The organism is Streptomyces caniferus (assembly GCF_009811555.1).
Lineage (GTDB): Bacteria > Actinomycetota > Actinomycetes > Streptomycetales > Streptomycetaceae > Streptomyces > Streptomyces caniferus.
The window spans coordinates 1,247,119-1,265,497 of the sequence record NZ_BLIN01000002.1; the positions used below are offsets into that span (position 1 = coordinate 1,247,119).

Genomic DNA, 18,379 nt, shown 5'->3' on the forward strand with positions numbered 1-18,379 from the left:
CGGGGGTCGATGCGGCGGGGGGCGTGGCGCGTGGGGCTTGTCGGCTGGCTTTGGGACGGGTGGGCCTGGGACATAGCGGGCTTCGGCACTGCGTACGCGTCCCCGCCGGCCTACGGCCCGTCCCGTCCGCAGCCCGGCGGCGGCACCGGGAATGCCGGCCGTCCTACCGCTGTTAGTAGTGGATATGCCAGCACCGTCCGACCGCGCCCGCCTGCCCATAGCCGTCTACGTCCTCGGCCTCTCCGTCTTCGCTCTCGGCACGTCCGAGTTCATGCTCTCCGGCATCCTCCAGCCGCTCGCCCGCGATCTGCGGGTCTCGATTCCGCAGGCCGGACTCCTGGTCTCCGCCTTCGCGATCGGCATGGTGGTCGGCGCGCCGGTGCTCGCCGCCGCAACGCTCCGGCTCCCGCGCCGGACGACCCTGATCGCCCTGCTCGCCGCCTTCGGCCTGGGCCAGGTGGCGGGCGCGCTGGCCCCCTCCTACGGCGTGCTGTTCGTCTCCCGCGTGGTGAGCGCGCTGGCCTGCGCCGGCTTCTGGGCGGTCGGTGCGGCCGTGGCCGTTTCGCTGGTGCCGGTGACCGCACGGGCCCGCGCGATGGCAGTCATGGTCGGCGGCCTCAGCATCGCCAATATCGCGGGCGTCCCGGCCGGCGCACTGCTCGGCCAGCACGCCGGCTGGCGCGCCGCCTTCTGGGCCGTGGCCGGACTGGCCGCGATCGGCCTGCTCGGCGTGGTCGCGCTGGTGCCGCGGACGGCCGTGCCCACCGGCGACGACCGCCCGCAGCTCCGCCGTGAGCTGGCCATCTACAAGGACAAGCAGGTCTGGCTGGCGCTGACCGCCACCGCGCTGAACGGCGCCGCGGTCTTCGCGCTCTTCTCCTACCTCTCGCCGCTGCTGACCGGCACCGCAGGCCTCGCCGAGAGCTGGGTGCCGACGGTGCTGGCGCTGTTCGGCGTCGGCGCGCTGATCGGTACGTTCATCGGCGGCCGGATCGCCGACGCGCACCTGTTCGGGACGCTCTTCGGCGGCATCATCGCGTCCACGGTCGTGCTGACCGTCCTGGCGCTGACCGCGCACAGCCCGGCCGCCGCCATCGCGCTCTCGCTGATGCTCGGGGTGACCGCGTTCACCACGGCCCCGGCGCTCAACGCCCGGATGTTCAACGTGGCGAACGCCGCGCCGACGCTGGCCGGCGCCACCACCACCGCCGCCTTCAACATCGGCAACACCCTCGGCCCCTGGCTCGGCGGTCTGGCCATCGGCGCGGGCTGGGGCTACCCGTCCGTGGCCTGGACCGGCGCCGCGCTGGCCGCGGCGGCCGTCGTCACCACGGCCTTCGCCTTCCGCCTGCACCGCACCACGAGCCACTCCCGGCTGATCGCCTCGTCGGCCACCGCCACGCCGGTACCGGCGGGACGCACGACAGCGGACGCGGGAGAGGCGGCAGAGGCCGCACGGGCCGGAGAGACCGCAAGGGCCGGAGAGGCAGCAGAGGTGAGGGGTGCGGCGGGACAGCACTGAGTCCCCCGCGGGGGCACCACAGAACGCGCCGTGACAGCCCCCGCTCACGCCCCGCCGTCGAACCTCCACCGCGTCTGGCTGTAGGTCTCGCCCCGGCCGAACCCGAAGGCCGTGACCGGCTCGACGCGGAAGACCACGGCCCGGTTGCCCTGCCCGTAGAACGCACCGTCGCGGACGTCGAAGTGCCAGTCGCTGCCGTACTTGTCGACGTACAGATCGGCCAGTCGGCGCAGTGTCGGCTCGTCGCCCACCTGCACCGCCTCGCCCTCGACGACCACATCGAGCCCCGCGTGCAGATCGTTGCCGCCGGCGGTCGAGGTCGTCAGCACGCAGTGGGCGTTGGATTCGAGGTTCTTGGCCTTGCGTTCGCCGGGACCGGTGCAGAAGTGGAGCGCGCCGTCCGACCAGACGGCGAGCAGCGGGGTGACATGCGGGCGGCCGTCGGGCCGGACGGTGGTGAGCCAGAAGATCTCCGCCTCGGTCATACCGCCGACGGCCGCGGGCCATCCGGTCGCCGTGGCGTCCTCACTGCTGTAGTCGGGATCGAGATCGGTGGCCGGTTCCCGGCCCGGTTCGCTGGTCGACATGACTGTCCCCTTCCGATACGGCGCGCGGTCAGGCCCGTCATGCCCATCGTGCGGGGGCGCTCCGCCCCGCCGCCGCTACGACGCGCCGCGGCGGGCCGCCTCACCCCGTCGGCGCCGGGCGGTTCTTGGGACGCCGCAGCCCCGCGGCCGTCAGCCGGCGCAACAGCTCCTTGCTGCCGACCTCCACGGCCCCGGCCCGCACCGCGTCGCGGTACCGCTCGGCCGGCAGGTCGTAGTGGTCGCGCTCGAACGCCCGCCGGGGCGCGCCGATTCCCGCCGCGAACGCGTGCAGTTCGTCGAAGGAGTGATCGCTGACCAGATGCGACCACATGCGGCCGTGCCCGGGCCAGGTGGGCGGATCGATATAGATCGCCACGTCAGCCCTCCGGCCGGATCGCTGCATCAGCCCGCCGCACCATCGACCACCTCACCCCTCCATGGGAGCGCCGAGCCGCCCGACCCGAGCCACCGCGACCGCCGTCTTGGGGCAGACCCAATGCGGGTCGGGCCCCAACTCCGGTTCGACGTCGAGCGCATGGGGATCGCCCGACTCCGTGCACACGGGGCACAGCGGCCAGCGGCCGTACCGGTCCAGCAGGGCGTCCTGGACGTCCTGCGCTATCAGTCCCGCGACGAATGCCGCGCCTTCAGGCCATTGCTCCACCCACCACCGGCGGTGGACGACCGCGTCCTCCACGAGCGAGACGATGTCGGCGTCGGCCACCTTGTCCGCCATCAGGTCGGCGAGCACCAGCGCCCGCGCGGCGTGCAATGCCTGTTCCAGCTCCATGCCCCCCATTGTCCCCCGACCACCCACCGGCGAACGGCGTGGTCCACAGCCCCTGGGCGGATCGTGCGCACTGTCCACGGCACTCACAGAGGGTATTGACGCCGCGCGTCGATGAAATTACTTTTCAAGTGTGAGCAGTAGCGTGAAGGAAACTTTCAAGGACGTGGCCGTCGAGACCCGACCGGCCCCGGCCCCACCCGCCCCCGCCGCGCTGGCCGCCAAGGTCCGCACCCTCGCCCCGACGATGACCCGCTCCATGCAGCGGGTCGCCGAGACCGTCGCGAGCGACCCGGCCGGCTGCGCCGCCCTCACCGTCACCGGCCTCGCCGAGCGCACGGGCACCAGCGAGGCCACCGTCGTGCGGACGTCCCGGCTGCTCGGCTACCCGGGCTACCGCGACCTGCGGCTCGCCCTCGCCGCGCTCGCCGCGCAGCAGGAGGCCGGCGGCGCGCCCGCGGTGACCGCCGACATAGCGGTCGACGACTCCCTCGTGGATGTCGTCGCGAAGCTGGCGCAGGAGGAACAGCAGTGCCTGGCCGACACCGCCGCGGCACTGGACGTCACCCAGCTCGAAGCCGCCGTCGCCGCGCTCTCCGACGCCCGCCGCATCGATGTCTACGGCATAGGGGCCTCCAACCTCGTCGGCCAGGACCTCGTCCAGAAGCTGCTGCGCATCGGCCTGATCGCGCATGCGCACGCGGACCCCCATCTGGCCGTGACGAACGCGGTGCAGATGCGGACCGGTGACGTCGCCCTCGCGATCACGCACTCCGGTCGGACCACGGACGTCATAGAGCCGCTGCGGGTGGCCTTCGACCACGGCGCGACGACCATCGCCATCACCGGCCGCCCGGACGGCGAGATCGCCTCGTACGCCGACTACATCCTGACCACGTCCACGGCCCGGGAGAGCGAGCTGCGGCCGGCCGCGATGTCGTCCAGGACCAGCCAGCTGCTGGTCGTGGACTGCCTGTTCATAGGGGTGGCGCAGCGTACGTACGAGACCGCGGCCCCCGCGCTCTCCGCCTCCTACGAGGCCCTCGCCCACCGCCACTCACCGCGCAACAACCATCGCTGACCGCAGGCCGCCCCACCCCCGCGGCCCGTTCCACGACGGCGGCACGGTGCCGCGGCACACCGGCACACCGGCACACCGGCACACCGCAACGAGGCCGCCGACAGCAAGGTCCCCCACACGAGCCCGACCCGAAAAGAGCAGTCATTGCCATGACCTCCACCGCCGACTACGCCCATCTGCGCGCCCAGTTGGACACCCTCACCACCGAGGCCTTCCGGCCCGAGCTCGCGGACATCGACCGCCGCTCCACCCTCGACATCGCCCGCACGATGAACGACGAGGACGCCACCGTCCCCGCCGCCGTCGCCCGGCGGCTCCCCGAGATCGCCGCCGCCATCGACGCCACCGCCGTCCGCATGGCCCGCGGCGGCCGCCTGATCTACGCGGGCGCCGGTACGGCCGGCCGCCTCGGGGTGCTGGACGCCAGCGAATGCCCGCCGACCTTCAACACCGACCCGTCCGAGGTCCTCGGGCTGATCGCGGGCGGCCCGTCCGCGATGGTCTCCGCCGTCGAGGGCGCCGAGGACAGCACGAAGTTCGCCGTCGAGGACCTGACCGGGATCGGCCTGACCGACGTGGACACGGTCGTCGGCATCTCCGCCTCCGGCCGCACCCCGTACGCGATCGGGGCCGTCGAGTACGCCCGGGACCTGGGTGCCCTGACCATCGGCCTGTCCTGCAACGCCGGTTCGGCGCTCGCCGCGGCCGCCGAACACGGCATCGAGATCGTGGTCGGCCCCGAACTGCTGACCGGCTCCACCCGGCTCAAGGCGGGCACCGCCCAGAAGCTGGTGCTCAACATGCTCTCGACCCTCACCATGATCCGTCTGGGCAAGACCTACGGGAATCTGATGGTCGACGTCCGCGCCTCCAACGAAAAACTGCGGGCCCGCTCGCGCCGGATCGTCGCGCTCGCCACCGGCGCCACCGACCCGGAGATCGAGGCCGCGCTCCGCAGCACGGACGGCGAGGTGAAGAACGCCATCCTCACCCTCCTCGGCGAGGTCGACGCCCCCACCGCCGCCCGCCTCCTGGAAGCCGCCAACGGCCATCTGCGCGAAGCCCTCCAGGCCGCCAAGTCCGGCTGAGCCCGGCTGGGATCCCCTGGCTCCCAGCAACGACACCACTCACCCCCTGCCCCGAGCCGGGCCCCACCCCGGTCCCGCCCCACCCTCTGCTCCCCTCCCCCTGCTCCCGACCCCTCTCCCGGTTCGTCTCCACAGCAAGGCACCCCATATGCCCGAAGACAAGAACCGCGCCACCGCCGCCGCGCTCCTCCCCCTCGTCGGCGGCGCCGAGAACCTCACCTCCATCGCCCACTGCATGACCCGGCTCCGGCTCGGCATCCGGGACCGCTCCCTGGTCCAGGACGAAGCCCTCAGGGCACTCCCGACCGTCATGGGGGTGGTCGAGGACGACACGTACCAGATCGTGCTGGGCCCCGGGACGGTCGCCCGGGTCACTCCCGAGTTCGAGCGCCTGGTCGAGCAGGCCCGCACCACCACACCGGAGGCCCTCGCCCCACCCGTCAGCCCCAGGGCCCCCACCCCCGCTCCCTCACCCGCCTCCGCTTCCCCCTCCGCTGCCTCCGCCTCCGCGCCCGAAGTCCCCTCGGAGACCCCCGCCCCCACCACCGCAGAGGAGCTTGCCGCTCAGGGCGCCGCCCTCAAGGCCCGGCAGAAGTCCAGGAACTCCACCCCGGTGAAGCTGTTCCTGCGCCGGATCGCCCAGATCTTCGTCCCGCTGATTCCGGCCCTGATCGGCTGCGGCATCATCGCCGGCATCAACGGTCTGCTGACCAACCTCGGCTGGCTGCCGTCCGTCGTCCCGGCGCTGGCCGCCCTCGCCTCCGGCTTCCTGTCCCTGATCGCCGTCTTCGTCGGCTACCAGACCGCCAGGGAGTTCGGCGGCACGCCGATCCTCGGCGGCGCGGTCGCCGCGGTCATCGTGTTCCCGGGCGTCGCCCATGTCACGGCCTTCGGCCAGAAGCTCGCACCGGGCCAGGGCGGGGTGCTCGGCGCACTGGCCGCGGCGCTGCTCGCGGTCCGGGTGGAGAAGTGGTGCCGCAGACACGTTCCCGAGGCGCTGGACGTCCTCATCACCCCGACCCTGACCGTCCTGGTCACGGGCCTGGTCACGATCTTCGGCCTGATGTTCGTCGCGGGCGAGGTCGCCACCGCCATCGGCACGTTCGCCACCTGGCTGCTGGCCCATGGCGGGGCCTTCGCCGGTCTCGTCCTGGGCGGCCTCTTCCTCCCCCTCGTGATGCTGGGCCTCCACCAGGCCCTGATCCCGATCCACACCACCCTCATCGAGCAGCAGGGCTATACCGTCCTGCTCCCGATCCTCGCCATGGCGGGCGCAGGACAGGTCGGCGCCGCCCTCGCGGTCTACCTCCGCCTCCCCCGCAACCGCTCGATCCGCACGACCATCAAGTCCGCCCTCCCCGCGGGCTTCCTGGGCGTCGGCGAACCCCTGATCTACGGTGTCTCGCTCCCCCTGGGCCGCCCCTTCATCACCGCCTGCATCGGCGGGGCCTGCGGCGGCGGCTTCGTCGGCTTCTTCAACCAACTCGGCGACACCGTCGGCTCCACCGCCATCGGCCCCTCCGGCTGGGCGCTGTTCCCCCTGGTCAAGGGCAACCAGAACCTCACCACCACCCTCGTCGTCTACGCCCTGGGCCTGGCCGTCGGCTACCTCACCGGCTTCCTCGCCACCTACTTCTTCGGCTTCGGCAAAGAGCTGCGGGCGGAGCTGAACGCCGATCCCGGCACCGCCGCCCCGCACGGCGCACCGGCCGGGCCCACGGCCACCGGAGGCCCGGCCGCCCCGAGCACACCGGCCGGCCTGGGGGCACGCTGAGGGCCGGACCCCGGGTGGTGTCCGTGAAGGGCACGCCCGGTGGCGGTCCGTCAGGGCATCCGGCTCTCCCAGTTCCGTTCTCTGAGGCGGGCCGCCAGTACGGCGGACGGCGGGGCGGGGCGCAGTAAGTACGGCGGGCAGGTCCACGGCCGGCCACCACCGGGCTCCCGGAGCCGCACCAACGGCCCCTGGTGGCCCACGACCCGGCCGACGCGCCCGTCCCGCCCGTCCATCGCATAGCTGCCGGACACCGGAATCACGGCTGTCCCTCCTCCGGGCCGTGCCCGGGGGCGGTGGTCTTGGCGTAGTCGACCAAGACCTCCGCCAGCCGCTGGGCGGTGTCCAGATTGCAGCGCCCCAGCTCGACCAGGGGCGCCATGACGCTGCTCGCGCACGACACCGGGTCGACGCAGAGGGAGGGCAGGGTGACCCCCACGGCCTGGAGTGCGGTGTGCAGTTCCGCCATGACGCCCTCGGCCTGCCGTACCCGATCACGCGCCGTCAACATTTCTCCTCATCACCTTCCACGCTGGGTATCCCCGTAGTGCACACAGCGTGGCGGCTGACGGCCCGGCCTGCAGAGAGACGCAGATCCAACAACCGATCGTGTGTAACAGGGAGTTGCCACGATGCCCGGCCGGGGGCCTCTCACCCCGCCCTTGTCACCCCGCGCCATGCTCGGGGCCGGGGTACGGCACCAGCGCTCTCGCCCCGCTCGGCGCCCGTGTGCAGTGCCTGCGCGCAGCGGGCCCCGCGGACGGAATGCGGCCCGCGCGCCGGCAGTCGGTCGTACGGCCGTCAGCCGTACACCCGCGCGGAAAGCGACCGCCGTGGACGGCTCGGCCGCACCCGGAAACGCCGCCGGGGCGGCACCCCCTGGGAGGAGGGTGCCGCCCCGACGAACGCGTGGACGTGATCCGGGAGGATCAGCTCTCTGATCCGAGGATCAGAAGTCCATGTCACCGCCCGGCATGCCGCCCGGAGCGCCCGCCGCGGCGGCCTTCTCCGGCTTGTCGGCGATGACGGCCTCGGTGGTGAGGAAGAGCGCCGCGATGGAGGCGGCGTTCTGCAGCGCGGAGCGCGTGACCTTGGCCGGGTCGATGATGCCTTCGGCGATCATGTCGACGTAGTCGCCGGTCGCGGCGTTGAGGCCGTGACCCACGGGCAGGTTGCGCACCTTCTCCACGACAACGCCGCCCTCGAGGCCGCCGTTGACGGAGATCTGCTTGAGCGGGGCCTCCAGGGCCAGCTTCACCGCGTTGGCGCCGGTGGCCTCGTCACCCTCCAGCTCCAGCTTCTCGAAGACCGAGGAAGCCTGCAGCAGGGCCACGCCACCGCCGGCGACGATGCCCTCCTCGACGGCCGCCTTCGCGTTGCGAACGGCGTCCTCGATGCGGTGCTTGCGCTCCTTGAGCTCGACCTCGGTGGCGGCACCGGCCTTGATGACGGCCACGCCGCCGGCCAGCTTCGCCAGACGCTCCTGGAGCTTCTCGCGGTCGTAGTCCGAGTCGCTGTTCTCGATCTCGGCGCGGATCTGGTTGACCCGGCCCTGGACCTGCTCGCTGTCGCCGGCACCGTCGACGATGGTGGTCTCGTCCTTGGTGATGACGACCTTGCGGGCGCGGCCGAGCAGTTCGAGACCGGCGTTCTCCAGCTTGAGGCCGACCTCCTCGGAGATGACGGTGCCACCGGTGAGGATGGCGATGTCGCCGAGCATGGCCTTGCGGCGGTCACCGAAGCCCGGGGCCTTGACGGCGACGGACTTGAAGGTGCCACGGATCTTGTTCACGACCAGGGTCGACAGGGCCTCGCCCTCGACGTCCTCGGCGATGATCAGCAGCGGCTTGCCGGACTGCATGACCTTCTCCAGGAGCGGCAGCAGGTCCTTCACGCTGCTGATCTTGGAGTTGACGATCAGGATGTACGGGTCGTCGAGCGCGGCTTCCATGCGCTCCATGTCGGTCGCGAAGTACGCCGAGATGTAGCCCTTGTCGAAGCGCATACCCTCGGTGAGTTCCAGCTCCAGACCGAAGGTCTGGGACTCCTCGACGGTGATGACGCCTTCCTTGCCGACCTTGTCCATGGCCTCGGCGATCAGCTCGCCGATCTGGGTGTCGGCGGCGGAGATGGAGGCGGTCGAAGCGATCTGCTCCTTGGTCTCCACGTCCTTGGCCTGCTCCAGCAGGGCGGCGGAGACGGCCTCGACGGCACGCTCGATGCCGCGCTTGAGGGCCATCGGGTTGGCGCCGGCGGCTACGTTGCGCAGGCCCTCGCGGACCAGAGCCTGGGCCAGGACGGTCGCGGTCGTCGTGCCGTCACCGGCGACGTCGTCCGTCTTCTTCGCGACCTCCTTGACCAGCTCGGCGCCGATCTTCTCGTACGGGTCCTCGAGCTCGATCTCCTTGGCGATGGACACACCATCGTTGGTGATCGTGGGGGCGCCCCACTTCTTCTCGAGGACGACGTTGCGGCCCTTGGGGCCGAGGGTGACCTTGACGGCGTCGGCGAGCTGGTTCATCCCGCGCTCGAGACCGCGCCGTGCCTCCTCGTCGAACGCGATGATCTTGGCCATGTGAAGTGGTCCTCCCGGACTGGGGTGGATTGCTCCGGACCGCGCTGGCGCCCGCGACGGACGACCTGCAGACCTGTGTGGTTCCTTGCCCCACCCGGTCCACGGGCCTCACCGACCCGGTCCTTCTTTGTCACTCTCACTGGGAGAGTGCTAACGCAATGATTAGCACTCGCACCCCGCGAGTGCAAGGCGACTTCGAAGATGCGTCTCGCGCCGGTGGTGGCCGAGTGACGGATGAGGGCAGGCACACCGGGGCGGGCGCGCGGCTGTCCGCCGCCGGCGGCGACAGCAGAAGGCCCGCACCCCCTCGGGGGCGCGGGCCTTCCCTACGCAGCAGTCGGTCGGCGCCTCAGCCGGCCACCCGGACCATGTCCGCCTGCGGCCCCTTCTGGCCCTGCGAGATCTCGAACTCGACCCGCTGACCCTCCTCAAGGGTGCGGTAGCCGTCCATCTGGATCGCGCTGTAGTGGACGAAAACATCCGCACCACCGTCGACCGCGATGAAGCCGTACCCCTTCTCCGCGTTGAACCACTTGACGGTGCCCTGAGCCATGCCTAACTCCCCTATTACTGGCCCTTGCGCAGGACCGCACTCCGCGGACCCGGGTCAGACCTCACCCCGCGAAAGGCCCGTGGGGTGTGCGCCGGAACGCGTCGACCGCCGCTGAATGTATCTGCACAGATGCCCAGAGCAACAGGTCAATCGGACGAGAATTCTGGGGCCGGGGAATCGGCAATATGCGGTGAAATCCCGGTTCTTCGGGGCAAGCCGGGCCAGGCATAGCGCACCTAAGCGACAAATGCTGCACACACTTTGGGCACAACTGATCGCGGTCTCATATGCGTTCGGCACACGCACGCGCTATAGCGGAGGGGGATCACCCCAATGGTATCCCCTTTCACAACATGGAATTGCCCCGTCCGCTTTCTGGCGGACGGGGCAATTCCGGTCATGCAGGGGAAGAGATGGCGCAAATCAGCAGCCGCCGGCCACCGCCGGAATGATCGAGACGCCCGCGCCGTCGGGGGTCGGCGTCTCGAGGCCCTGCTCGAAGCGCACATCGTCGTCGTTGACGTACACGTTCACGAAGCGGCGCAGCTTGCCGGCGTCGTCCAGCACACGGGCCGCGATGCCCTGGTGGTTCTGCTCCAGGTCGGCGATCACCTCGGAGAGGGTCGCGCCCTCGGCGGCGACCTCGGCCTGGCCGTCGGTGTACGTGCGGAGGATGGTGGGGATGCGGACCTTGACGCTCATGGTGGTGCCTTCCGGGGTTGCGTGTACGAGTGCGGGGGCGGCGCGGCCTCGTGCGCGGGCCGGCGCCGGCGGCCTCAGCGGGCCAGGCCGGCCGCGCGGAACGCGTCCAGGTCCGGACGGATCGTGGCCGTGGGCCCGGAGGTCGGGGCGACCGCGTCCAGCGTCTTGAGGCCGTCACCGGTGTTCAGGACGACGGTCGTCAGGGACGGGTCGAGCACGCCCTGCTCGATGAGCTTCTTGGTCACGCCGACGGTCACACCGCCCGCGGTCTCCGCGAAGATGCCTTCCGTGCGGGCCAGCAGCTTGATCGCGTCCACGACCTGCTCGTCGTCGACGTCGTCGACCGCGCCGCCCGTACGGCGGGCGATGTCGAGCACATACGGACCGTCCGCCGGGTTGCCGATCGCCAGCGACTTGGCGATGGTCTTCGGCTTCTGCGGGCGCACGACGTCGTGCCCGGCCTTGAAGGCCGTGGACACCGGCGAGCAGCCCTCCGCCTGGGCACCGAAGATCTTGTACGGCTTGTCCTCGACCAGGCCGAGGGCGATCAGCTCCTTGAGCCCCTTGTCGATCTTCGTCAGCTGCGAGCCCGACGCGATCGGGATGACGATCTGGTCCGGGAGCCGCCAGCCGAGCTGCTCGCAGATCTCGTACGCGAGGGTCTTGGAGCCCTCGCCGTAGTAGGGGCGCAGATTGACGTTGACGAAGCCCCAGCCCTCGCCCAGCGGGTCGCCGATGAGCTCCGAGCAGAAGCGGTTGACGTCGTCGTAGTTGCCCTCGATGCCGACCAGGTCACCGCCGTAGACCGCGGCCATGACGACCTTGCCGGCCTCCAGGTCGTGCGGGATGAACACGCAGGACTGGAAACCGGCGCGGCGGGCCGCGGCGCCGACCGCACCGGCGAGGTTGCCGGTCGAGGAGCAGGAGAGCGTGGTGAAGCCGAAGGCGCGGGCGGCCTCGACGGCGATCGCCACGACGCGGTCCTTGAAGGAGTGCGTCGGGTTGCCGGAGTCGTCCTTGACGTACAGACCGCCGGTGACGCCCAGCTCGGCGGCGAGCCGGTCGGCCTTGACGAGCTTGGTGAAGCCGGGGTTCAGGTTGGGCTTGTCGGCCACGTCGGCGGGGACGGGCAGCAGCGGGGCGTAGCGCCAGATGTTGTCCGGACCGGCCTCGATCTGCTTCCGCAGGCTCTCGGGGTCGCCGCTCGGCAGGTCGTAGGCGACTTCGAGCGGCCCGAAACATTCCTGGCACGCGAAGATCGGGCCGAGCGGGAAGCGCTGTCCGCACTCGCGGCAGGACAGGGCTGCGGCGGGGCCCAGAGCGACGGTGGGGGTGTTTTCGGTGACTTGCACAGCCATGGAGGCGAGGCCCTTTCTCCTCATCTTCCTCGCGACGAATCTCGCCACGAGACGGATTTGGCACCTTCCCTAGCCGGGAGCCTCGCGCGCGGGACGATCGAGCGTCCTTGCGGCAAGACCGGCTGGAGGGTTGCCGGGGCTTCAACGGGCCGTGTCCCTCTGCCCCTCTGGATGAGCGGTATGGCGCTGGGCCGAAACCCAGGCGTTTGTGGCGCGGACCCCGACATGCGACGGTCATCCGCGTTGTTCAAGACTGTAACCGAAGGCACTGACGGTTGAGATAGTCGTCCGAACCGCGAGATGGATCACAGAGGCCGCCCACCGGCGGCGACCGAGGAGTCGTAGACGTGCTGGAAGAGGTGGAGGGCTGGCTGAGCAGCCGCTCCTGGTCCGCCGCGGACCGCCCGCTGGAAGCGCTGCTGGAGGCGAAGCGCCAGACGGGCCGCACGGTCAGTGTCGTACTGCCCGCGCTCGACGAGGAGGCCACCGTCGGAGCGATCGTGGCGGTGATCCGCGCCGAGCTGATGACCGGCCCGGTCCCGCTCGTCGACGAGCTGGTGGTGCTGGACTCCGGCTCCACCGACCGTACCGCCGAGGTCGCGGCGGCGGCCGGCGCCCGGGTCGTCCCCCGCGACAGCGTCCTGCCGCGGCTGCCCGCCCTCCCCGGCAAGGGCGAGGTGCTGTGGCGCTCCCTCCTGGCCACCACCGGCGACATCGTCTGCTTCATCGACGCCGACCTGCGCGAATTCTCCTCCGCCTTCGTCTCCGGGATCATCGGCCCGCTGCTGACGGACCCGGACATCCAGTTCGTGAAGGCGATGTACGACCGCCCCCTGGAGACCGGCACCGAGGGGGCCGGGGCAGGCCAGGGCGGCCGGGTGACGGAGCTGGTCGCCCGCCCGCTGCTGAATCTTCACTGGCCGCAGCTGGCCGGATTCGTCCAGCCGCTGGGCGGCGAGTACGCGGCCCGCCGCTCCCTCCTGGAACGTCTCCCCTTCCCCGTCGGCTACGGCGTCGAGCTCGGCCTGCTCGTCGACGCCCTGCACACCGTCGGCCTCGACGCCCTCGCCCAGGTGGACGTCGGCGTCCGCAAACACCGCCACCAGGACGGCCAGGCCCTCGGCCGGATGGCCGCCGCGATCTACCGCACCGCCCAACTCCGCCTGACCCGCGGCCACTTGGTACGCCCCCGGCTCACCCAGTTCGACCGCGGCGAGGACGGCTTCGTCCCCCGTACGACGGACGTGGACACCGAGGAGCGCCCCCCGATGGCCGAAATCCCGGAGTACGCGGAGCGGCGGGCGGCGTGAGCTCTCGCGCGGCGTGAGCGCTCAGGCGTCGAAGTCGTACTCCAGCACGTAGGCGGACGAGTCGAGGATCATCTCGTTGACCTCGACCGTGCGCCCGCCTTCCGTCCTGGCCATCCGGCTGATGAGAGTGACGGGCGTACCCGCAGGAAGGCGCAGCCGGTCGGTCTCCTCCGGCGTCGGCATGCGTGAACGCACCTCTTCCCTGAAACGGGCGGGAGCCGCACCCAGCTCGGCGAGCCGGGCGTAGGTGCCGCCGGCCCCGGTATCCGGCTGCGTGATCGCCGATCCCGCGACAAGAGCAGCGGGGAGGGAGGAGGTGGACAGCAACACCGGTTTGCCGTCGAGCACGAACCTGCGGCGCCGCACGACCACGGCGTCTCCAGGCGCCATGCCGAGCCGCGCCGCGACGTTTTCAGCCGCCGGCTCCTCGTCCACGGTGACCTCGTCCACCACCAGGTCACGGTCCGGGACATCGGCCGACCAGACCGACCGTCCCTCACTCCATTGCTCCCGAGCCAAGCGCGGGACGCCACGGCGCCGGATCGGCTGGAACGCCCGCACGAAGACCCCGGCACCCTTGCGGGCATCGGCAAGCCCCTCCGAGGTGAGCACACCGAGCGCCTGCCGGGCCGTCATCCGCGCCACGCCGTGCCGGTCCATCAGCTCGTTCTCCCCGGGCAGCCGGTCTCCGGGCCGGAACTCCCCCTCCGCAATCGCCCGCTTCAGAGCGTCGGCGATCCGGCGGTACTTGGGCGACGAGCTCTCCGGTGCGGCCATGGCGATGCATCCCTCCTGGCGATCTCCAGACATCCTAGAGATCTGTTCGAGTGCCACGGCGTCACCACCTACCTCGACGCCAACATCTCTAGAGAAGTAGTTGACGCTATGCACTCACCTCGATTCACTATGTAGCGACCCAACTTCTCTAGAGAACTGGAGTCGCCATGACGCCTCCTTCGCGTCCACGCCTGCTTCCCTGGTCGAGCCCGGAGGGGAAACCGTGCTACCTGCTCTCCGACGGGGACGGTCCGGTCACCCGCCAAGCGGACACCGTTGAGCGCGCCCAGCTCGCATCCGGTGACGTCCTTCTGGGGCATGCCCGTGCCCTCCTCCGCGACAACGGGACCACCACACCCGAACTGCGCTTTCCGGCCTGTTGCTTGACGGGCGCCCTCGGCGACACGCTGCGCATCTCCCGCAGCCGCGGTGACCGTCTCGGCTGCAGGCATCCGGAACCCGCGGAAGGGGAAGCGGCGTTGTCCCTCGACGCGTTCCGGCTGGGTGGCGGCTGAGGAGCGGTACCCCGGCCGCGTCTCTTGGCCGCTTCCGTACGTTTGCGCGGATCTGTCGCGGGTTACCTTCGCGACATGGTCTCCGAGCGCAGTGCGGCACCAGCGGGTGCCGAGGTTCTTGTCGCGTCCAATCGCGGGCCGGTCTCCTACGGCCTGGCGGAGGACGGCACGCTCACCGCCAAGCGGGGCGGGGGCGGACTGGTGTCCGGGCTGTCGGCCATCGGGCCGTCGGGGGGCGGCGCGCAGCGCCTCGATGAGGGGCGGTGGTCGGGAGACGGGCGGGCCGACGCGGTGTGGGTGTGTGCCGCGCTGGGTGACGGCGACCGGGAGGCCGTACGGCGGACGGGTGGTGCGCTGGATCCGGCCGACACCGGTGGACAGCGTGTGCGGATGCTGGACATTCCGGCCGAGGTGCATGCCGCCGCCTACAACGGCATCGCGAACTCCGTGCTGTGGTTCGTCCACCACATGCTGTACCAAACGCCGCTGGAGCCGGTCTTCGATGCGGAGTTCCGGGCGCAGTGGGCGTCGTACGAGGCCTACAACCGTGCCTTCGCCCAGGCACTCGCCGACGAGGCCGCCGAGGGTGCGGCGGTGCTGGTGCAGGACTACCACCTTTCGCTGGTCCCGGGGATGCTGCGGGCGCTGCGGCCCGACGTACGGATCGCCCATTTCTCGCACACGCCATGGGCGCCGCCGGAGTACTTCCGGATGCTGCCGGACGACATCGCCGAGCAGTTGTTGCGGGGGATGCTGGGCGCCGACCGGCTGGGGTTCCTCACCCACCGCTGGGCGAATGCGTTCCGCGCCTGCTGCGCCGAGGTGACCGGCGGCACCGAGGGCACCCTGATCGGCGTGCACGGGCTCGGGGCGGACGCCGCCTTCCTGCGGGAGCGGTCGCAGCAGGCGGACGTCAACGAGCGGCTGGCCATCCTGCGGGAGCAGATCGGCACGGGGCCCGACGGGACGGCGCGCAAAACCGTCGTCCGGGTGGACCGGACCGAGCTGTCGAAGAACATCGTGCGGGGGCTGCTCGCCTACCGCGAGCTCCTGGCCGGGCACCCGTCGTGGCACGGGCGTGTCGTGCATGTCGCCTTCGCCTATCCCTCGCGCCAGGACCTGGCCGTCTACCGGGAGTACACCGCGCAGGTCGGACGGCTCGCCGAGGAGATCAACGCCGAGTACGGCACGGAGAGTTGGCAGCCGGTCGTGCTGCATGTGAAGGACGACTTCGCGCGCTCGCTGGCCGCGTACCGCCTGGCCGATGTGGCCCTGGTCAATCCGATTCGGGACGGGATGAACCTCGTCGCGAAGGAGATCCCGGTGGTCTCCGAGCGGGGCTGTGCGCTGGTGCTCTCCCGGGAGGCCGGGGCCCACGAGGAGCTGGGCGAGGACGCCCTCACGGTCAATCCGTACGACGTCGGCGACACCGCGCGGGCGCTGCACGAGGCGCTGACGATGGAGGCCGGGGAACGCGGCGAACGCACGGCACGGCTGGCCGCCGCCGCCACGGCGCTGCCGCCGGCGCAGTGGTTCCTGGAACAGCTGCGGGCGCTGAGGGAGGAGACCCCGAAGCGGAACGCCCCCTGAATCGTCCGCCGCGACGGCCGTCCTTACGGGCGGGCCGGTGGTGAGGTGCGCGCGGATCAGCTGGCGGCGGCCGGGGCGGTGCCGAGGAGAGACTGCAGGGATGCGCGGTGGAGGTCGGCGATGGGGGCGAGCAGGTCCGGGTGGCGCAGCAGCGGCGCCGCGCGGTGGTCGCGGGGGCTGGGAAGCGTCAGCCGACGGGCCTCGCCGACGGTGTGCGCACCGTGGTGGGTGGCGGGCAGGCAGGCCGCCGCCACGACGGCGAGATCCGCGTCGGCCAGCAGGCAGGCCGCCCAGCTGACGACGGTTTCGTCCACCAAGGTGCGCCAGGCGTCGGCGGCGTCCTCCCGCGGGTGGGCATCGGCGCCGGTGACGGAGTCCAGCCGGGCGGAGCCGCCGGGGCCGAGCAGGTCGAGCAGTTCGGCGTCGAGCTCGGTGGGGTGACGGAGGGCCGCGGCGAGGGTGACCGCGTGACTCGCCTGGGCCTCGGCCAGGGCGTGGTCCAGCGGGCCGCCCGCCGGCGGGAAGGCCGACAGCAGCCAGCGGGTGGAGGCGGCGATGACGGGCGAGAGATCGGCGGGCATGGTGGAACCGTCCTTCCCACGGGCCCGCCGGCGTGCTGTCACGTGTGGGTGATCCGGTCGCGGGCACTCGGTGCGCTCGGGGCGCGGCTGGCCGGTCAGCGTAGGGCGGCCCTCCGCTCGCCGACAGGACGTACGTCACAGGGCCGGTGGCTCCGGACGTAGGTCACAGGGCCGGTGGCTCCGGGCGTACGGCACCGGCCCGTGGCTCCGGGCGGGGCGGGCGCGGCGAGCGTGCGTGCCAGGCACCGCAAGGCAGGCGGGACTTTGAAGACAGGTCCTAGTGCGGTGCGCCCCGGTCCTCGTCCAGCCGGTCGGCCAGGGCGGCGAGCAGGCCGACGACTCCGGTCGGGCCGTCGACCACCAGATCGGCGCGGTCGGCCAGCTCGGCGACCTCGTTGCTGCCGCTGCACACCAGGACGCCGCCGACGCCGTCGGAGCGCAGCTTCTCGACGGCGGCGAAGGCCGCCAGGTCGCCCAGGTCGTCACCGGCGTAGAGGACGGTGGCGGCACCGGTCTCGCGGACCCAGTCGGCCAGGGCGACGCCCTTGTCCATGCCCGGCGGGCGGAGTTCCAGGACGAGGCGGCCCGGCTCGACGATCAGGCCGTGGCGCTCGGCGAGCGCCGTGAGCGGGGCGCGCAGCCGGTCGAAGGCGCCCTGCGGGTCGGTGGCGCGGCGGGTGTGGACGGCGATGGCGCGGCCGCCCTTGCGCTCGATGGCGGTCTCCACCCAGGTGCCGTGCCAGACACCGGAGGCGTCCAGGACGCCGGGGAGCTCGGCCTGTATGGCGGCGACGCCGGGGTGCGGGGCGGGCGCGTGGACGGTGCCGGTGACGGCCTCCCAGCGCTCGGCGCCGTAGTGGCCGAGGACGGTGAGGTGGTCCAGGCCCGGGACGTCGGCGAAGCCGCCGAGGCGGACCGCGACGGTGGCCGGGCGACCGGTGATCACGGCGGCGGCGCGCAGCCGGGGCACCAGGCGGCCGAGGGCGGCGACGGCGCCGTCATGGGCGCGGGCCTTCTCCGGGTCGGGGACGATGTCGGCGAGGGTGCCGTCGAAGTCCAGGGCGATGACGGTGCGTTCGGGGTGGGCCAGCAGCGCGGCGAGACCGTCGCGGCCGGCAGGAGTACGCGGTGTCGGGAGGGGTCCGGGTGTCGGCTGGGAGTGCGGCGCGGCGTTCGGGGGGCTGCCCATGGCGCCGACCCTACCGGGGCGGGGCGGACGCCGTGGGTACCTCCGGCCATCGCCGCGGGACGGTCCCCGGGGGCATCGGGGCACGGCGGGCGCACGCGTCAGCGGCGGGCTCGGCGGGCGTCCCGGACGCGGCGCAGGCGGTTGACCGTGACGGGGTCGTGGGCGAGCGCCCGGGGGTCGTCCAGCAGGGCGTTGAGGAGCTGGTAGTAGCGGGTCGGGGAGATGCCGAGCCGCTCTCGGATGGCGCGCTCCTTGGGGCCGGGGCCCGGCCAGGAGCGGCGCTCGACGGCGAGCACCGCCTCGTCGCGGGCGGACAGGCCAGGGGAACGTCCGACGGCCCCGGGGCCGTCGCCCGAACCGCCCGCGCCCTCCGTACCGCCGCTCATCACGCTT

General features: G+C 71.9%; 20 protein-coding genes and 1 riboswitch. Of the genes, 7 read left to right on the top strand and 13 right to left on the bottom strand.

The genetic code is table 11. The features are described from left to right. Positions 1 to 184 precede the first annotated feature (184 nt). Positions 185 to 1,522, top strand: coding sequence for a Cmx/CmrA family chloramphenicol efflux MFS transporter (locus Scani_RS07300; RefSeq protein WP_159471120.1), 1,338 nt, complete (start codon positions 185 to 187; stop codon positions 1,520 to 1,522). 44 nt (positions 1,523 to 1,566) lie between these two features. On the opposite strand, the gene Scani_RS07305 is transcribed toward Scani_RS07300, so the two are convergent. The 3 genes from Scani_RS07305 to Scani_RS07315 all read right to left on the bottom strand — a co-directional run bounded on the left by Scani_RS07305 (position 1,567) and on the right by Scani_RS07315 (position 2,899). Beyond that, positions 1,567 to 2,109, bottom strand: coding sequence for a pyridoxamine 5'-phosphate oxidase family protein (locus Scani_RS07305; protein ID WP_159471122.1), 543 nt, complete (start codon positions 2,107 to 2,109; stop codon positions 1,567 to 1,569). A gap of 100 nt (positions 2,110 to 2,209) precedes the next feature. Continuing rightward, positions 2,210 to 2,485, bottom strand: coding sequence for a DUF4031 domain-containing protein (locus tag Scani_RS07310; protein WP_159471124.1), 276 nt, complete (start codon positions 2,483 to 2,485; stop codon positions 2,210 to 2,212). Between the two features lie 51 nt (positions 2,486 to 2,536). Continuing rightward, positions 2,537 to 2,899, bottom strand: a complete 363-nt coding sequence (locus Scani_RS07315; RefSeq protein ID WP_159471126.1) for a DUF8819 family protein — start codon at positions 2,897 to 2,899, stop codon at positions 2,537 to 2,539. Positions 2,900 to 3,029: 130 nt separating this feature from the next. On the opposite strand from Scani_RS07315, the gene Scani_RS07320 reads away from it, so the two are divergent. The 3 genes from Scani_RS07320 (at position 3,030) to Scani_RS07330 (ending at position 6,839) form a co-directional block, all read left to right on the top strand. Then, positions 3,030 to 3,977 (top strand): MurR/RpiR family transcriptional regulator, encoded by a 948-nt coding sequence (locus tag Scani_RS07320; RefSeq protein WP_366578054.1) that lies wholly within the window; start codon positions 3,030 to 3,032, stop codon positions 3,975 to 3,977. A gap of 149 nt (positions 3,978 to 4,126) precedes the next feature. Beyond that, a complete protein-coding gene (murQ, locus tag Scani_RS07325) occupies positions 4,127 to 5,065 on the top strand; it encodes an N-acetylmuramic acid 6-phosphate etherase (RefSeq protein WP_159471128.1) in 939 nt (312 codons plus the stop codon). A gap of 148 nt (positions 5,066 to 5,213) precedes the next feature. Beyond that, the gene (locus tag Scani_RS07330) at positions 5,214 to 6,839 is read left to right on the top strand and encodes a PTS transporter subunit EIIC (RefSeq protein ID WP_159471130.1); all 1,626 of its coding nucleotides are present in this window, start codon (positions 5,214 to 5,216) and stop codon (positions 6,837 to 6,839) included. Between the two features lie 50 nt (positions 6,840 to 6,889). Here Scani_RS07330 and Scani_RS07335 read toward each other — a convergent pair whose 3' ends face one another. The 6 genes from Scani_RS07335 to thrC form a co-directional block, all read right to left on the bottom strand. Next, a complete protein-coding gene (locus Scani_RS07335; protein ID WP_371872318.1) occupies positions 6,890 to 7,099 on the bottom strand; it encodes a hypothetical protein in 210 nt (69 codons plus the stop codon). Next, positions 7,096 to 7,347, bottom strand: coding sequence for a hypothetical protein (locus tag Scani_RS07340; protein WP_159471131.1), 252 nt, complete (start codon positions 7,345 to 7,347; stop codon positions 7,096 to 7,098). Before Scani_RS07340 ends, Scani_RS07335 begins: the two co-directional genes overlap by 4 nt. A 438-nt stretch (positions 7,348 to 7,785) precedes the next feature. After that, entirely contained in the window at positions 7,786 to 9,411 is a 1,626-nt protein-coding gene (groL, locus tag Scani_RS07345; protein WP_159471132.1) for a chaperonin GroEL, read from the bottom strand. 349 nt (positions 9,412 to 9,760) lie between these two features. Continuing rightward, entirely contained in the window at positions 9,761 to 9,964 is a 204-nt protein-coding gene (locus Scani_RS07350) for a cold-shock protein (RefSeq protein WP_003986833.1), read from the bottom strand. Between the two features lie 423 nt (positions 9,965 to 10,387). Next, positions 10,388 to 10,666, bottom strand: coding sequence for a MoaD/ThiS family protein (locus Scani_RS07355; protein ID WP_159471134.1), 279 nt, complete (start codon positions 10,664 to 10,666; stop codon positions 10,388 to 10,390). A 74-nt stretch (positions 10,667 to 10,740) separates the two neighbouring features. After that, complete coding sequence (thrC, locus tag Scani_RS07360; RefSeq protein ID WP_246295536.1) at positions 10,741 to 12,024, bottom strand: threonine synthase; 1,284 nt, start codon at positions 12,022 to 12,024, stop codon at positions 10,741 to 10,743. 17 nt (positions 12,025 to 12,041) lie between these two features. Next, a riboswitch (SAM riboswitch) is annotated at positions 12,042 to 12,202 on the bottom strand. Between the two features lie 169 nt (positions 12,203 to 12,371). On the opposite strand from thrC, the gene Scani_RS07365 reads away from it, so the two are divergent. Further along, positions 12,372 to 13,334 carry a glucosyl-3-phosphoglycerate synthase gene (locus Scani_RS07365; RefSeq protein WP_159471138.1) on the top strand — a complete coding sequence of 321 codons (963 nt, stop codon included), beginning with the start codon at positions 12,372 to 12,374 and terminating at the stop codon, positions 13,332 to 13,334. A 21-nt stretch (positions 13,335 to 13,355) separates the two neighbouring features. On the opposite strand, the gene Scani_RS07370 is transcribed toward Scani_RS07365, so the two are convergent. Continuing rightward, positions 13,356 to 14,111 (bottom strand): GntR family transcriptional regulator, encoded by a 756-nt coding sequence (locus Scani_RS07370; protein WP_159471865.1) that lies wholly within the window; start codon positions 14,109 to 14,111, stop codon positions 13,356 to 13,358. Between the two features lie 167 nt (positions 14,112 to 14,278). Here Scani_RS07370 and Scani_RS07375 point away from each other — a divergent pair, with 167 nt between their 5' ends. Together Scani_RS07375 and Scani_RS07380 are read left to right on the top strand one after the other, a co-directional pair. Further along, entirely contained in the window at positions 14,279 to 14,626 is a 348-nt protein-coding gene (locus Scani_RS07375; protein WP_159471140.1) for a hypothetical protein, read from the top strand. A 75-nt stretch (positions 14,627 to 14,701) separates the two neighbouring features. Further along, positions 14,702 to 16,216, top strand: coding sequence for an alpha,alpha-trehalose-phosphate synthase (UDP-forming) (locus Scani_RS07380; protein WP_159471142.1), 1,515 nt, complete (start codon positions 14,702 to 14,704; stop codon positions 16,214 to 16,216). Between the two features lie 56 nt (positions 16,217 to 16,272). Here Scani_RS07380 and Scani_RS07385 read toward each other — a convergent pair whose 3' ends face one another. From Scani_RS07385 to Scani_RS07395, 3 genes are all read right to left on the bottom strand, one after another. After that, entirely contained in the window at positions 16,273 to 16,797 is a 525-nt protein-coding gene (locus Scani_RS07385) for a hypothetical protein (RefSeq protein ID WP_159471144.1), read from the bottom strand. Positions 16,798 to 17,074: 277 nt separating this feature from the next. Continuing rightward, positions 17,075 to 17,986 (bottom strand): trehalose-phosphatase, encoded by a 912-nt coding sequence (gene otsB, locus Scani_RS07390; RefSeq protein WP_159471155.1) that lies wholly within the window; start codon positions 17,984 to 17,986, stop codon positions 17,075 to 17,077. Between the two features lie 98 nt (positions 17,987 to 18,084). Next, the gene (locus Scani_RS07395; RefSeq protein WP_246295537.1) at positions 18,085 to 18,372 is read right to left on the bottom strand and encodes a DUF3263 domain-containing protein; all 288 of its coding nucleotides are present in this window, start codon (positions 18,370 to 18,372) and stop codon (positions 18,085 to 18,087) included. Between the last annotated feature and the right edge of the window lie 7 nt (positions 18,373 to 18,379).